The sequence below is a fragment of the Chimaeribacter californicus genome, from assembly GCF_002858675.1.
Lineage (GTDB): Bacteria > Pseudomonadota > Gammaproteobacteria > Enterobacterales > Enterobacteriaceae > Chimaeribacter > Chimaeribacter californicus.
On sequence record NZ_PJZF01000002.1, the window covers coordinates 377,803 to 392,701 of the forward strand.

At 59.6% G+C, this 14,899-nt stretch carries 16 protein-coding genes and 1 other RNA gene; 13 read left to right on the forward strand and 4 right to left on the reverse strand.

Going from position 1 to position 14,899, the window contains the following annotated elements:
- Positions 1-15: 15 nt before the first annotated feature.
- Positions 16-1,428, reverse strand: coding sequence for a glucuronate isomerase (gene uxaC, locus CYR55_RS04715; RefSeq protein ID WP_101814987.1), 1,413 nt, complete (start codon positions 1,426-1,428; stop codon positions 16-18).
- A 482-nt stretch (positions 1,429-1,910) separates the two neighbouring features.
- Between uxaC and CYR55_RS04720 the strand changes: the two genes are divergently transcribed.
- From CYR55_RS04720 to CYR55_RS04765, 10 genes are all read left to right on the forward strand, one after another.
- Complete coding sequence (locus CYR55_RS04720) at positions 1,911-3,209, forward strand: MFS transporter (RefSeq protein ID WP_101814988.1); 1,299 nt, start codon at positions 1,911-1,913, stop codon at positions 3,207-3,209.
- 211 nt (positions 3,210-3,420) lie between these two features.
- Positions 3,421-4,197, forward strand: a complete 777-nt coding sequence (exuR, locus tag CYR55_RS04725) for a transcriptional regulator ExuR (RefSeq protein ID WP_101814989.1) — start codon at positions 3,421-3,423, stop codon at positions 4,195-4,197.
- A gap of 361 nt (positions 4,198-4,558) precedes the next feature.
- Positions 4,559-5,236 (forward strand): DedA family protein, encoded by a 678-nt coding sequence (locus tag CYR55_RS04730; RefSeq protein ID WP_101814990.1) that lies wholly within the window; start codon positions 4,559-4,561, stop codon positions 5,234-5,236.
- A 50-nt stretch (positions 5,237-5,286) separates the two neighbouring features.
- Positions 5,287-5,619: an EnvZ/OmpR regulon moderator MzrA gene (mzrA, locus tag CYR55_RS04735; RefSeq protein ID WP_241522084.1), complete on the forward strand. Its 333-nt coding sequence runs from the start codon at positions 5,287-5,289 to the stop codon at positions 5,617-5,619.
- A 173-nt stretch (positions 5,620-5,792) separates the two neighbouring features.
- Positions 5,793-6,167, forward strand: a complete 375-nt coding sequence (locus tag CYR55_RS04740; RefSeq protein ID WP_146000946.1) for a DUF1090 domain-containing protein — start codon at positions 5,793-5,795, stop codon at positions 6,165-6,167.
- Positions 6,168-6,311: 144 nt separating this feature from the next.
- Positions 6,312-6,617, forward strand: a complete 306-nt coding sequence (locus CYR55_RS04745) for an ElaB/YgaM/YqjD family protein (RefSeq protein WP_101814993.1) — start codon at positions 6,312-6,314, stop codon at positions 6,615-6,617.
- 1 nt (position 6,618) lies between these two features.
- On the forward strand, positions 6,619-7,026 hold the full coding sequence (locus CYR55_RS04750; protein WP_101814994.1) for a phage holin family protein: 408 nt from the start codon (positions 6,619-6,621) through the stop codon (positions 7,024-7,026).
- A complete protein-coding gene (locus tag CYR55_RS04755; protein ID WP_101814995.1) occupies positions 7,023-7,307 on the forward strand; it encodes a YqjK-like family protein in 285 nt (94 codons plus the stop codon). Before CYR55_RS04750 ends, CYR55_RS04755 begins: the two co-directional genes overlap by 4 nt.
- Before the next feature lie 226 nt (positions 7,308-7,533).
- Positions 7,534-7,953, forward strand: coding sequence for a DoxX family protein (locus tag CYR55_RS04760; RefSeq protein ID WP_101815031.1), 420 nt, complete (start codon positions 7,534-7,536; stop codon positions 7,951-7,953).
- Between the two features lie 110 nt (positions 7,954-8,063).
- Positions 8,064-9,083 (forward strand): glutathione S-transferase family protein, encoded by a 1,020-nt coding sequence (locus CYR55_RS04765; RefSeq protein ID WP_101814996.1) that lies wholly within the window; start codon positions 8,064-8,066, stop codon positions 9,081-9,083.
- 34 nt (positions 9,084-9,117) lie between these two features.
- On the opposite strand, the gene CYR55_RS04770 is transcribed toward CYR55_RS04765, so the two are convergent.
- Complete coding sequence (locus CYR55_RS04770) at positions 9,118-10,020, reverse strand: LysR family transcriptional regulator (protein WP_101814997.1); 903 nt, start codon at positions 10,018-10,020, stop codon at positions 9,118-9,120.
- Positions 10,021-10,126: 106 nt separating this feature from the next.
- Here CYR55_RS04770 and CYR55_RS04775 point away from each other — a divergent pair, with 106 nt between their 5' ends.
- On the forward strand, positions 10,127-10,831 hold the full coding sequence (locus CYR55_RS04775; protein WP_101814998.1) for a pirin family protein: 705 nt from the start codon (positions 10,127-10,129) through the stop codon (positions 10,829-10,831).
- A gap of 210 nt (positions 10,832-11,041) precedes the next feature.
- On the opposite strand, the gene rnpB is transcribed toward CYR55_RS04775, so the two are convergent.
- Positions 11,042-11,420: RNase P RNA component class A (gene rnpB, locus CYR55_RS04780), an RNA gene on the reverse strand.
- A gap of 10 nt (positions 11,421-11,430) precedes the next feature.
- Entirely contained in the window at positions 11,431-12,315 is an 885-nt protein-coding gene (gene rsmI / locus CYR55_RS04785) for a 16S rRNA (cytidine(1402)-2'-O)-methyltransferase (RefSeq protein ID WP_101814999.1), read from the reverse strand.
- A 62-nt stretch (positions 12,316-12,377) separates the two neighbouring features.
- On the opposite strand from rsmI, the gene CYR55_RS04790 reads away from it, so the two are divergent.
- Together CYR55_RS04790 and CYR55_RS04795 are read left to right on the forward strand one after the other, a co-directional pair.
- Positions 12,378-14,420: a penicillin-binding protein activator gene (locus CYR55_RS04790; RefSeq protein WP_101815000.1), complete on the forward strand. Its 2,043-nt coding sequence runs from the start codon at positions 12,378-12,380 to the stop codon at positions 14,418-14,420.
- Positions 14,421-14,510: 90 nt separating this feature from the next.
- A complete protein-coding gene (locus CYR55_RS04795) occupies positions 14,511-14,879 on the forward strand; it encodes a YraN family protein (protein ID WP_101815001.1) in 369 nt (122 codons plus the stop codon).
- Positions 14,880-14,899 lie beyond the last annotated feature (20 nt).

Sequence of the window (14,899 nt, forward strand, 5' to 3'; positions counted from 1 at the left end):
GATCCGCCCACGGCATCAGTTCAGTTCAATCGCAAAATAGTTTTTCGCGTTATCGAAGCAGATATTTTTCACCATGCTGCCGAGCAACCCGATATCAGCCGGCGCTTCGCCGTCTTCGACCCAGCGGCCCATCATCTGGCAGAGCACGCGGCGGAAATATTCATGGCGCGTGTAAGAGAGGAAGCTGCGGCTGTCAGTCAACATGCCGACAAAGCGGCTCAGCAGGCCGAGGTTGGCGAGCTGGGTCATCTGGCGCAGCATGCCGTCTTTCTGGTCGTTAAACCACCAGCCGGAACCGAACTGCATCTTGCCCGGCATCCCTTCGCCCTGGAAGTTGCCGACCATGGTGCCGATCACTTCGTTATCACGCGGGTTCAGGCAGTAGAGGATGGTTTTCGGCAGCGCATTGTTGCGCGCCTGGGCGTCCAGCAGGCGTGACAGCGGTTCCGCCAGCGGCTGGTCGTTGATCGAGTCAAAGCCGATGTCCGGCCCAATCGCCTGTAGCATCCGGGTGTTGTTATTTCGCAGCGCGCCGATGTGGTACTGCTGCACCCAGCCGCGTTTCTGGTATTCGGCGGCGAGGAACAGCAGCACCGCGGTGCGGAACTGGGCGCTCTCTTCTTTGGTGGGCAGCGTGCCGGTCAGGCGGCGGGCGAGGATGCCGTCCAGCGTGGCCTCATCGGCCTCGGCGTAGACCACCACGTCCAGCGCGTGGTCTGCCACTTTGCAGCCATGGGCGGCGAAGTGATCCAGCCGGGCGGTCAGCGCGTCACACACATGGCTGAAACGGGAGACGGCGACGTCCGCCGCCGCGCTCAGGCGGGTCAGGTAGTCGGTAAAGCCCGGCGCTTCAATGATGAACGCCTTGTCCGGCCGCCAGCTCGGCAGCACTTTGATGTCAAAATTGCGGTCTTCGGCAATCGTTTTGTGGTGTTCCAGCGAGTCGGCCGGGTCATCGGTGGTGCCGACCAGTTTCACGTTCATCTGCTGCATAATGCCGCGCGCGCTGAAGGCGGGCTGGCTCAGCAGTGCATTACCGCGCTGCCAGACCTCTTCCGCCGTCTCTTTTGACAGCAGGGTGCCGGTGATACCGAATGGGCGGCGCAGCTCCAGGTGCGTCCAGTGGTAGAGCGGGTTGCCGAGGGTGTGCGGCACCGTGTCGGCCCAGGCGAGGAATTTTTCCCAGTCGGAGGCATCACCGGTACAGAAGCGTTCTGCCACGCCGTTGGTGCGCATTGCCCGCCATTTGTAATGATCGCCTTTCAGCCAGATGTCATACAAATTGGTGAACTGATAGTCCTGGGCAATCTGCTCCGGCGGCAAGTGACAGTGATAGTCAAAAATCGGCTGGTCTTTGGCATAGTCATGGTAAAGCCGTTTGGCAAACTCACTGTCGAGCAGAAAATCTTCGGTCATAAAGGACGACATAGTAGGTTCCTCACCTTGCATTCGAAACAGGATCCGTCTCACGGACAAAGTTATCACACCAATTCTGGGGGGCGTCCAGCACTTTCTCGTCACGCCCGGTAGCCTGATGATACTGCGCTGAGCCGGGCTGTTCCGGCTTAATTAACAAAAATGCGTGCGCTGTCGCACCCTTCCGTCATGGTTAGCAGTATTGCCTAATTGAAAAATGGGTTTTGTGATGTCACTCAACTTTTAAATCTGTATGACAAGTTAAGGTGCTTGCGTTTTGTGCTGCACCGGTTCTGTTTGCCTGCCACGGCGGGGCCGGTTGCAGCCCTTTCCGGCGGGCTTAAGCAGTGCGCGCCGGCAGAAGCCCCGGCCTTTGGGCTTCTCCCATAAAAATTATACGAAGCGCCAACGGCCATTCCCTGGAGAGAGCCGTTGTGTTCTGGGGCTGCATACCGCGGCACCCATCGCCTATCAGATGACTGGGAGTGAGTTATATGCGTAAGATCAAAGGGCTGCGCTGGTACATGATCGCACTGGTGACTGTCGGCACCGTGCTCGGCTACCTGACGCGCAATGCCATTGCAGTTGCTGCCCCAACCCTCGAAAGCACGCTGCACATCACCACACAGCAGTACTCCTATATCGTAGCGGCTTACTCGGCCTGCTATACCGTGATGCAGCCGGTTGCCGGTTATATCCTTGACGTGCTCGGCACCAAGATCGGCTATGCGATGTTTGCCGTGATGTGGGCCATCTTCTGTATGTGTACTGCGCTGGCCAGCAGCTGGGGCGGCCTGGCGCTGGCGCGCGGCGCGGTGGGTATGGCCGAGGCGGCGATGATCCCGGCCGGGCTGAAAGCCAGCAGTGAGTGGTTCCCGGCGAAAGAGCGTTCGATTGCCGTGGGCTACTTTAACGTCGGCTCCTCAATCGGGGCGATGATCGCCCCGCCGCTGGTGGTCTGGGCGATTGTGGCGCACAGCTGGGAAATGGCCTTCATTATTACCGGCGTGCTGAGCCTGGCCTGGGCGCTCTGCTGGCTGATTTTCTACAAGCACCCGAAAGATCAAAAGAAACTCAGCGCCGAAGAGCGCAGCTACATCCTGGAAGGCCAGGAAGCGCACCACCAGACCAACAATGCCAAAAAGATGACGGCCTGGCAGATCCTGCAAAACCGCCAGTTCTGGGGCATCGCCCTGCCGCGCTTCCTGGCAGAACCGGCCTGGGGCACCTTTAATGCCTGGATCCCGCTGTTCATGTTCAAAGCCTACGGCTTCAACCTGAAAGAGATCGCCATGTTTGCCTGGCTGCCGATGCTGTTTGCCGACCTCGGCTGCATCGTCGGCGGTTACCTGCCGCCGCTGTTCCAGCGGGTGTTTGGCGTGAACCTGATTGTGTCACGCAAGCTGGTGGTGACCATGGGCGCAGTGCTGATGATTGGCCCCGGCACCATCGGCCTGTTCACCAGCCCTTACGCGGCGATTGCGCTGCTGTGCGTCGGCGGCTTCGCCCACCAGGCGCTGTCCGGCTCGCTGATCACCCTGTCGTCAGACGTTTTCGGCCGTAACGAAGTCGCCACTGCTAACGGGCTGACCGGCATGGCGGCCTGGACGGCGAGCACCATGTTTGCCCTGGTGGTCGGCGCGCTGGCGGATACCCTGGGCTTCAGCCCGCTGTTCGCGGCGCTGGCGGTGTTTGACCTGCTGGGTGCGGTGGTGATCTGGACGCTGCTGAAAAACCAACCGGCGGCTGAATTGCAACCGGCGGCTGAGCTGCCGGCCACGGCAAAAGCCTGACGCCGCTGCGAAGGCCGTTTCCTGACCCGGCACCTGTGCCGGGTTTTTTCGTTTTTGCGCCCTGTGCCATAGGCCACGCCGTACGGCTGCGCTATAATAAAGTGGTATAACAGGTTATGGCGCAGGGACGACTTTGGGTAAACATGCCCGCCATAACTTGCTATCATCACCGCCGGCTTTTCCCACTTACCTTTTACCCAAGAGCACTGCCATGGAATTCACCGAATCGCGACGGCTTTACCAGCAACTGGCCGCAGAATTTAAACAGCGTATCGAGTCCGGCATCTATCCGGTGGGCGAGAAGCTGCCCGCAGAGCGCTATATCTCTGAAGAGATGAACGTCAGCCGTACCGTGGTGCGGGAAGCGATCATCATGCTGGAGGTAGAGGGGTATGTCGAGGTGCGCAAAGGGTCGGGCATCCATGTGATCTCCAGCAAACAGAAGCATCTGGTGATGCCGAGCGCCGAGATGGAGTTTGCCAGCGTCGGCCCGTTCGAGCTGTTGCAGGCGCGCCAGCTGATTGAGAGCAACATCGCAGAGTTTGCCGCTACCCAGGTCACCAAGCAGGATATTGTGCAGCTGATGGAGATTCAGGATCATGCCCGGCAGGAGGATCGCTTCCGGGATTCCCAGTGGGATCTGAAATTCCATGTGCAGGTGGCGATGGCGACCCAGAACAGCGCGCTGGCCACCATTGTGGAGAAGATGTGGAGCCAGCGGGTGCATAACCCTTATTGGCTGAAACTGCATGAGCACATTGATGATAAGTCGATTGAGAGCTGGTGCGAGGATCATGACCAGATCCTGAAAGCGCTGATGCGCAAAGACCCGCACGCGGCCAAGCTGGCGATGTGGCAACATCTGGAGAACACCAAACAGATGCTGTTCCATGCCACCACCGACGATTTCGAATTCAACGTTGACCGTTACCTTTTTGCAGAAAACCCGGTGGTTCACCTCGAAAACCACCTCAGCCTGCCCAAATAAGGCGTTTCCCCTAAAACCGGCGTCCGCCGGTTTTTTTCTGTTCAGCATTTTATGTCAATTTATGTAAAACCCGTCCGGCTTTTTTCTGCCTTAATACAATGCAATGTAAACATGATTGAACCTGTATGATTACCGCTGTTTCGTTCTGACGGTTTTTGTTACAGTTAGACCACTTTTTTTACCCGTTTTAAGATAATTACCCCTAAAACCGGTAAGCCGCAGATAATACGCGGAAAAGTTACGTCACGGCCCTCCCGTGATACCTCCGCCCTCCGCCCGTTAATCGGCCGGTAAGAAACACAGCACAGGATGCACTGTGGAAACCGGGCCTAAAAAGTAATGGAGTTTCCGGACGCGCTACATGGATATCATCAAAGAGCTGCTGCACGCCTTGTGGCACCAAAATTTTGAGTTACTGGCCGACCCCACGCTGGTTTGGGCAATCTATATCCTGCTGTTTATTATCCTTTTTCTGGAAAACGGCCTGCTGCCGGCTGCCTTTTTGCCGGGCGACAGCCTGCTGATTCTGGTGGGCGTGCTGATTGCCAAAGGCACCATGAATTTCCCGCTGACGCTGCTGGTGCTGACCACGGCCGCCAGCCTCGGCTGCTGGCTCAGCTACATCCAGGGGCGCTGGCTGGGCAATACCCGGCTGGTGCAGAGCTGGTTGTCACACCTGCCTGCCCAGTACCACCAGCGGGCGCATAACCTGTTTCACCGGCATGGCTTGTCTGCCCTGCTGATTGGCCGGTTCCTGGCCTTCGTGCGTACGTTGCTGCCCACCATTGCCGGGCTTTCCGGCCTCAGCAACAGCCGTTTCCAGTTCTTTAACTGGATGAGCGGTTTCCTGTGGGTAGTGATCCTGACCACGATGGGCTTTTTCCTCGGCAGAACCTCGCTGTTTTTGAAGTATGAAGATCAACTGATGTTCTGCCTGATGCTGCTGCCGCTGGTGCTGCTGGTGCTGGGCCTGATTGGCTCGCTGGTGGTGTTGTGGCGTAAGCGGCACGGCAGTTCAGATAAAGGAAACCATGTATGAAGCTCCCCTTCCTGAGCTCCCCGTTGCGTTGGCAGTGGCTGGTCTGCCTGATGGTGGCCTTCGCCCTGCTGGGCCTGCTGGCCCTGCCGCGCGGCAACAGCCAGGAGAACGCGCTGTCGATTCGCCCTGAGCGGCATGGGCTGACCCTGCCGGACGGCTTTTTTGTTTACCAGAATCTGGATCAGCGCGGCATCCGCATCAAAAGTATTACCCCGGAGAATGACACCCTGATCATCCGGCTGGCTTCGCCGCAGCAGCAGCAGGCGGCGCGTGAGGCGCTCTCGGTGATCCTTCCGCAGGGCTATATTGTGGAGCAGCGCGCGGTGAATGCGGAGCAAACCTGGGTAAAGAAGCTGACCCATGATCAGCTGCGTATCGGCTAGCCCGCTACGCCCCCTACCCACAGACGCGCCTATCCGGCGCGTTTTTTTTGGCCTGTGACACAAAACTTTTCTGAAAAAGCCTGCTTTTTTGGGGGGATGCGTAATTTCCGTCTATGCTTAACGCTGTGCCGGGTGAGAGCGCATACCTCGCCCGGGGATGAATAAGGAACCGGATGATGACGTTTCACGCACCCCTGACACTCGTCCTCTCCCTGTCACTGTTTTCAGCGGCCTGTGTCGCGGCGCCGGTCGAAACCTGTGAAAGTAAGGCGCAGGCGATCGAACAGCAAATGGCCCATGCCCGTGAACAGGGCCAGGCTGACCGGCTGAAGGGCCTGCAAAAGGCGCTGACAGAAGTCAAAGCCAATTGTACCGCCCAGAGCCTGGCTGCGGAAAAAGCTGACAAGGCGAAGGAAAAGCAGCAGGAAGTGGCCGAACGGCAGCAAGATCTGAAGGAAGCACAGGCGAGCGGCGATAAGGAAAAAATTGCCGTACGCCAGAAAAAACTGGAAGAGGCAATCGCAGAGCTGCGCGAAGCCGGGCAATAACCCGGCCGGGTGGGCCTGAGCCCCCTTCCGGCCGTGCGAAGGCCTCGCGAAAAGCGTGAAGAATCAACCAGATTAATCGCATTTGCGCACCGCCGGAAATCCTCTATGTTAAAAAGACCGTCCTGAAAATGAAGGAGTCACCTGATGGCAAAAGATTACACCTCGGATAGTTTACGTGCAGAACTCAAGTCACTGGCCGATACGCTGGAAGATGTGCTTCGCTCCTCTTCAGAAAAGCCGCTGGCCGAATGGGACAAACTCCGCAGCCGTGCGGAAAGCACCCTGAAAGATACCCGCGTACGCCTGAGCGACACCAGTGACAAAGTTGTCCACCAGACCAAGGAGATCGCCACCCAGGCGGATTCTTATGTCCATGATAATCCATGGAAGGGGGTCGGCATCGGGGCTGCTGTCGGCGTGATCATCGGCGTTCTGATTGCACGACGCTGATATGACGGATTATCGCAAACCCACTGATTCCCAGGGCCCGGCCAAAGGGGCCCTGGATGTTGCGCACCGTGTTGTCACCACCGTGGTTGGCATTGTTGAAACCCGCGTGAAACTGGCGGTACTGGAACTGGAGGAGGAGAAATCCCACCTGGTGCAGTTGCTGCTGATGACCGGTATCTCATTAATCCTGCTGGCTTTTGGCCTGGTCAGCTTACTGGTTCTGATCTTCTGGGCCATTGATCCGGCGTACCGCCAGCCGGCGTTGTGGATCACCACCGGCATTCTGCTGGTGCTGGCGTTTGCCATCGGCATCTGGACGCTGGTGAAAGCCAAAAACTCTACGCTGCTCGGGGCCACACGCCGTCAGTTGCAGATTGACCGTGCCCTGCTGGAGAAGAAAATTCCATGAGACCACGTGAACGCCATGCCGAAAAACTGCGCCTGCTCTACCTGATTCAGCAGCAGCGCGCAGATCTGACGGATGAGTGTGACCAGTGGCTGGTGGCGACTGCCCCGTATGACCGTGGCTGGATCAAGCTGATGGGTATGAAAAAGTACCTGGCCATCGGCTCCAGCCTGATGGCGGTCTACACTGCCCGTCACCCGAATAAGGTGATGCAGTGGGGCCGCCGTGCCGTTGGCATCTGGGGCACGGTTAAACTGATCCGTAACACCCTCTCCCCACGGTAGCCGGCGCGCTACCGTTTTCTTTTTCCTGTCTTTTCCCTTATCGCTTTTTGCTCAATTTTTTTGACGTTATCCAGCAGTTTTCCTTGCTTACATCTTTTTCACGCCTCTCATACACTCATCTTCATCGAATAGCGATACGGCCTGAGACCGCATGACAGCGGGCCTGAGGCGGAATAATCCCTGATCGGGTGCAGCTTGCTCCCGGCGCAAAACGTTGGAGAAGATGATGAAGAAATTAGAAGATACCGGCCTGCTGGCTGCACGCATCCTGATGCCGATTCTGTTTATCACCGCCGGCTACGGCAAAATCGGCGCCTACAGCGCTACCCAGCAATATATGGAAAGCATGGGCGTACCCGGCTTTATGTTGCCCCTGACCATTTTGCTGGAGTTCGGCGGCGGCCTGGCGATCCTGTTCGGCTTCCTGACCCGTACCACGGCGTTTATTACGGCCATCTTCACCATTCTGACCGCGCTTATCTTCCACAGTAATTTTGCAGAAGGCGTGAACCAGATGATGTTTATGAAGAACCTGTCTATCGCCGGGGGCTTCCTGGCGCTGAGCGTAGCCGGTGCCGGCAGCTTCAGCCTGGACGCGCTGCTGAAGAAGCGCCTGCTGGCTGCCAAAACGTTAAGCCGGGCATGATCCGCTACACTTAACACATTGCTACAGGTAAAGAGATGACAAAGGTGAGTGCCGGGCAGCCCCCGCCTCACCTTTTTGCTTACGCGTTTCACTGAAGGAAGGAGAGAACCATGGGACAATTAGTTGACGGAGTCTGGCAGGATACCTGGTATGACACCAAATCAACCGGCGGCCATTTCAAGCGCTCCACTTCGCAGTTCCGTAACTGGGTCACCGCAGACGGTGAACCCGGCGAGCATGGCCGCGGCGGCTTCCGCGCGGAGCCGGATCGCTACCATCTGTATGTTTCCCTCGCCTGTCCGTGGGCGCACCGTACCCTGCTGATGCGCAAGCTGAAAGGGCTGGAGACGCTGATCCCGGTGTCGGTGGTGCATCCGCTGATGCTGGAAAATGGCTGGACCTTCGGCAGTGATTTCCCGGCCGCCACCGGCGATGACCTCTACCAGTTCGACTACCTTTACCAGCTCTACCTGAAAGCCCAGCCGGATTACACCGGCCGCGTGACGGTGCCGGTATTGTGGGACAAACAGCAGCAGACCATCGTCAGCAATGAGTCTGCCGACATCATCCGCATGTTCAACAGCGCGTTTGATGCGGTGGGCGCCCGCGCCGGGGACTACTACCCGGACGTATTGCGTGGTGAGATTGACGATCTCAACAGCTGGATCTATGACAAGGTGAACAACGGCGTCTATAAAGCCGGCTTTGCCACCAGCCAGGCGGCCTATGACACGGCGGTGGAAGGCGTGTTTGAGGCGCTGGATCGGCTGGAGCAGATCCTGAGTTTCAAACGTTACCTGACCGGCAACCAGCTCACCGAGGCTGACCTGCGGCTGTGGACCACGCTGGTGCGGTTTGACCCGGTGTATGTCACCCATTTCAAGTGCGATCGCCGCCGGATCAGCGATTATCCTAACCTGTATGGTTTCCTGCGTGACATCTACCAGATGCCGGGCATCGAGGAGACGGTGGATCTGGCACACATCCGCAACCACTACTACCGCAGCCATAAAACCATCAACCCGAATGGGGTGATCTCCATCGGGCCGGAACAGGATCTGCTGGCAGAACATGGGCGCGATACGCGCTTCGGCACGCCGGAGCGTGACGGGGAAACCGACGGGCTGTAAGGGAAAGCACGCGGAGCCGGGCGGCCCCGCCGCGTTATTGCTGGAGATGCTGGAACAGTTTTGGGATCTCGCGCAGCATCCAGGCTTTCGCTTCGCCCATGCTGTCACGCCGCCACGCCATGATGATGTCCGTTTCGCGGTTGTACTCGGCGCTCACCACCCGCAGCCGCCCGTCGGCGATGTCCTGCTCGACCATCGGGTACGGCATGGTAGCCACGCCCAGCCCCGCCAGCAGTGCCTGCCGTTTCTCCGCGATGGTGCTCACCGTCAGCCGCTGCTGTTTGTCGAGCAGTTGCACCGTCAGCACCGGGCGCTCGCGGGCGGTGTCTGCCACCGCGATGCCGCGGTACTTCACGCGGGTAATTTCCGACAGCGGCTCCGGCTCCTGGTGGATCGGGTGATCCGGCGCGGCCACGTAGACGCTCATCAGCTTGTAAAGCTTGCGGCTGTTGATCTCAGACGAGGAGCGGAAATGCATGTCCGGCGCGATAACGATGTCCGCCCGTCCCTGCTCCAGCCGTTCCCAGGCCCCGGCCAGCACTTCGGTCAGCAATGACACCTGGGTGTTGGCCTTCTGTGCCAGCCGCTCAATCAGCGGGAAAAGCTGCACGGCAGGCGACAACGCCTCGCAGACGATGGTGATGTGGGTCTCCCAGCCGCGCGCCAGCGCTTCGGCATCGGTGGTCAGCTTGTCTGCCGCTTCCAGCAGTACCCGGCCGCGCTCCAGCAGCATCCGCCCGACATTGGTGAATTTTGTCCGGTGGCCTGAACGGTCAAACAGCACCACGTCCAGCTCCTCTTCGAGCTTCTGCATGGTGTAGCTCAGGGCACTCGGCACCCGGCCCAGTTCATCCGCCGCCGCCGCAAAACTGCCGCGACGATCTATGGCATCCATTACCCGTAACGCTTCCAGCGTCAATGCCCGATCTTTGGCCATGGTTGTTCTCTGTCAGGATTTTTGAATATGCCAACCAGATTAACTGGCTAACAATCCGGCGTCCAGACGCTTACCATTTCCCCATCGAATAATGAGAGCCTCAGTCATGATTACTTGCAGAACAGCCACACAGTGCGGGAAAGCGGACTTTGGCTGGCTTAAAGCCCGCTACACCTTCTCGTTTGGCCACTATTTCGACCCAAAACTGATGGGTTACGCTGCGCTGCGCGTCCTGAACCAGGAAGTGCTGGCACCCGGCGCCGCCCTGCAACCGCGCAGCTACCCACGGGTGGATGTGCTGAACCTGATTTTGCAGGGTGAGGCGGAATACCGTGACAGCCTGGGCAACCATCTGCGCGCACAGGCCGGTGAGGCACTGATGCTGGCAACCCGGCAGGACGTGACCTACACCGAACAAAACGTCAGTGCTGACCAGCCGCTGACGCGTATGCAGCTCTGGCTGGATGCCTGCCCGGAGCGGGTCAGCAATGCACTCCAGCACCTGGCGTTGCGCAGCACGCCCTGCCAGCTGATTGCCTCACCGGACGGCGCGGAAGGGAGCCTGCAACTGCGCCAGCAGGCGTGGGTGCATCAGCTTGACCTTCAGGCGGGCGAGCGCCACACCCTGACGATTAACGGGCCGCGCGCCTATTTGCAGTCGATCCACGGCCGGGTGCAGGCACATAACGCCGCCGGGGATGAACAGCAACTGCTCTCGTGTGGCGACGGTGCGTTTATTTATCAAGAGCAGAGCCTGACCATCGTGGCGGACAGCCCGATGCGCGCCCTGTTAATTGATCTGCCGACCTGATTACCCGGTTTCCCGCCGCCCTTGCGGCAGGTTAAGACAGGCATTGCCTGCACACAGCACCCGTTCGTCGATGTTGTAAGTCAGAAAGTGGTTAAGTCAGAACACAGCGTTTATGCACGATCCCCGGCAACCTGAGCCGTGCCGGGGGGAAGGTATTACGCTGAAAGCAAAAAGCCCGGGTCAGTTTCCTGATCCGGGCTTTTCTTTATGGAGTGGAGTTGACCGGTAAGCCGGGTTCTGTCGTGGACAGTCATTCGTCTAGGCCAGCAATCGCTCGCTGGCTCAAGCAGCCTACCCGGGTTCAGTACGGGCCGTACCATGTGAACCCCTATTTGGCCTTGCTCCGGGTGGAGTTTACCCTGCCATGAACTGTTGCCAGCCATGCGGTGCGCTCTTACCGCACCCTTTCACCCTTACCTGATCCCGCTTGCGCGGGCCATCGGCGGTTTGCTCTCTGTTGCACTTGTCGTAGGCTTACGCCTCCCAGGCGTTACCTGGCACCCTGCCCTATGGAGCCCGGACTTTCCTCCCCTCCACCTGTCTCCCCCGAAAGGGACGGCAGTGAAGCGGCGACTGTCTGGTCAACTCCGGCGCGCATATTAGGGGGTTTCGTCCTGAATGTCACCCTCTTGTTGCGCCAGGGCGTAACGATAGAGCGAATTCTTCTTCACGCCGTGGATTTCCGCCGCCAGCGCCGCCGCTTTTTTCAGCGGTAATTCGGCCTGCAACAGCGCCAGCGTGCGCAGCGCCTCGGCGGGCAGAGCCTCTTCGGTCGCCTTATGGCCCTCGACGATCAGCACCATCTCGCCTTTGCGGCGGTTCTCATCTTCCAGCACCCACGCCAGCAGCTCCCCGACCGGCGCACCCTGGATAGACTCCCAGGTTTTGGTCAGCTCACGCGCCAGCACCACGTAACGCTCTGCGCCCAGCACCGTCACCATGTCTTTCAGGCTGTCGATCAGCCGGTGGGTGGACTCGTAAAAGATCAGGGTGCGCGGTTCCTCAATCAACGCCTGTAGCGTATCCTTGCGCGCCTTGGTTTTGGCAGGCAGGAACCCTTCATAGCAGAAGCGGTCTGAGGCGAGGCCGGCGGCGGAGAGCGCCGCAATCGCCGCGCAGGCCCCCGGCAACGGTACCACGCGGATACCGGCTTCACGGCAGCGGCGCACCAGATGGTAGCCCGGATCGTTAATCAGCGGCGTGCCCGCATCGGAGACCAGCGCGATGCTTTGCCCTTCCTGCAATTTTGCCAGCAGCAGCTCCGCTTTCTGCTGTTCATTGTGGTCGTGAAGTGCGAAGAGTCGCGCATTTATTGCAAAATGTTGTAACAGCAGGCCGGTATGGCGCGTATCTTCAGCAGCAACCAGATCCACGCCCTGAAGAACCGCCAGCGCCCGCTGGGTGATATCACCCAGATTACCGATAGGGGTCGGCACTACATAAAGCGTTGATGCAGAAATCACTGCCTGATCGTGTTGATTCATTGTTTCGTCCGGAATGCCGATTTAATATTGAGCATCTTGAAAAAAACATCACTGGATACAGTATGCTTTCCTCACATGTCGTTCGACGCCGTAAAGGGCGCTTTGTGCCTGTTCTGCTGGCCGCCCTGATTGCTGCCGGCTGTCAGAACCAGTCAACCCAGGCCCCGGCCGCCAATGTCCAGGACGCGGCAACCGCCGGTTCTGACTATTATCTGCAACAGATGCAGCAAAGCGGCGATGATAACAAGGCTGACTGGCAATTACTCGCCATTCGCGCCCTGCTGAATGAGAAGAAGCTGCCGCAGGCAGCCGAACAGCTGGGCAAACTACCGCAGACGCTCAGTGATGTCCAACGGCTGGAACAGCAACTGCTGACCGGCGAACTGCAACTGGCCCAGGGTAATGCCCCGGCGGCGGCCACCACGCTGAACGCCCTCAACCCCGACAGCCTCTCTGCCAACCAGAAAGCCCGTTACTATCAGGCGCTGATCGCCGCCAGCCAGACACGCCCCGGTTTGCCGCTGATCCGCGCCTATATTGCGCAGGAACCGGCGCTGACCGGCCAGCCGCATCAGGACAACCTCGACCGTACCTGGATGGCGCTGACGCAGCTGACACCGCAGGATCTCAGCACGCTGGCGATTAATGCCGACGAAAATGTGTTGCAGGGCTGGCTCGATCTGTTGCACGTCTATCAGGACAATATGCAGAACCCGGACGCCCTGAAATCCGGCATTCAGGATTGGCAGACCCGCTACCCGCAAAACCCGGCGGCCAAAACCTTGCCGACCCAGCTGAATAATGTGCTCAACTTCCAGCAGGCGTCCACGGCGAAAATCGCCCTGTTCCTGCCGCTGAGCGGCCAGGCGCAGGTGTTCGGTAACGCCATCCAGCAGGGCTTTATGGCCGCGCAGAGCGGCGTACAGGCCGCCCCACCGGCGGCCGCACCTGCCCCGACGGCTGCGCCCGCTGATCCGAACGCCGCGCCTGTTGACCCAAATGCCGCTGTCAGCCCGTCGGCACAGCCCACTGACGCCGCCGCACCGGCCGCGCCGGCTGAACCGGTGCAGGCACCCGCAGCCCCGGTGGCTCCGGCACCGGCCGCCAGCAGCGCGCAGGTTAAAGTGTATGACACCGACAGCCAGCCGCTGCCCGCGTTACTGGCGCAGGCGCAGCAGGATGGTGCTACGCTGGTGGTCGGCCCGCTGCTGAAAAGCAATGTTGAGCAGCTCGCCACCGCCCAGACGCCGCTGAATATCCTGGCGCTGAACCAGCCGGAGAAGGTCACTAACCTGCCGAACCTCTGCTATTTCGCCCTTTCGCCGGAAGATGAGGCGCGCGACGCCGCCCGCCATATCTGGGCGCAACACAAACAGATGCCACTGGTGCTGGCCCCACGCGGCAGCCTGGGCGACCGGATTGCCACCGCCTTTGCCGACGAATGGCAAAAACAGGGTGGCCAGACGGTGCTGAAACAGGGCTTTGGCTCCACCGGCGAGCTTAAGCAGGCGATTAACAGCGGCGCAGGCATCCGCCTGACCGGCACACCGGTCAACCCGGCACCGGTTGCGGCCCCTGCTGAGCCGCAGGGCGTGACCATCGGCGGTATCACCATTCCGGCCCCGCCGACCGACGCGCAGATCAGCGCGTCTGCCGCGCCGTCCGGCAATGTGGATGCGGTCTACATCATCGCTACGCAGGATGAGATGACCCTGATCAAGCCGATGATTGACATGTCCACCAGTTCCCGCAGCCAGACCGCGCTCTATGCCAGCTCGCGCAGCTATCAAGCCGGTGCCGGCCCGGATTACCGGCTGGAGATGGAAGGGTTGCAGTTCAGTGACATCCCGCTGCTGGCCGGGGCTAACCCGCAGCTGATGCAGCAGGCCAGCGCGCAGTTCCGGAACGACTACTCACTGGTGCGGCTCTATGCCATGGGGATGGATGCCTGGACACTGGCGAACCACTTCGCTGAACTCCGCCAAATCCCCGGTTTCCAGTTGCCCGGCACCACCGGTGGCCTGAGTGCCAACAGTGACTGCGTGGTTCACCGCCAGTTGCCGTGGCTGCAATACCGCGGCGGCGCGCTGGTCTCCGCCAACTAAGGCTCCGGCCGGGGTATTTTGCCCCGGCCGGGTTAAGAGGGGAAAGGCAGCCGCTGCCTTTCCCCTCAGCATGAAGACAGGACAGACGCCATGCTGAACATCCGCCCAGGGACACGACACACCGGCACCGCCTATGAGCAACAGGCACGCCGCTATCTGGAGCAGGCCGGCCTGCGGTTTGAGGCGGCCAACGTCACGGTACGCGGCGGTGAGCTGGACCTCATCATGCGTGACCGGGAGACCTGGGTGTTTGTGGAAGTGCGCTACCGGCGTAACGCCGCCTTTGGCGGTGCGGCCGCCAGCATTACCCGGCAAAAGCGCCGGCGTCTGTTGCATGCGGCCGGCGTCTGGCTGGCCCTGCGGCAGGCCAGTTTTGACACCACGCCCTGCCGTTTTGATGTGCTGGCCATTACCGGCGAGAGCCTGGAGTGGTTGCCCAATGCCTTCAATGCGGAATGATATGTTAACCGGTGCTTTCG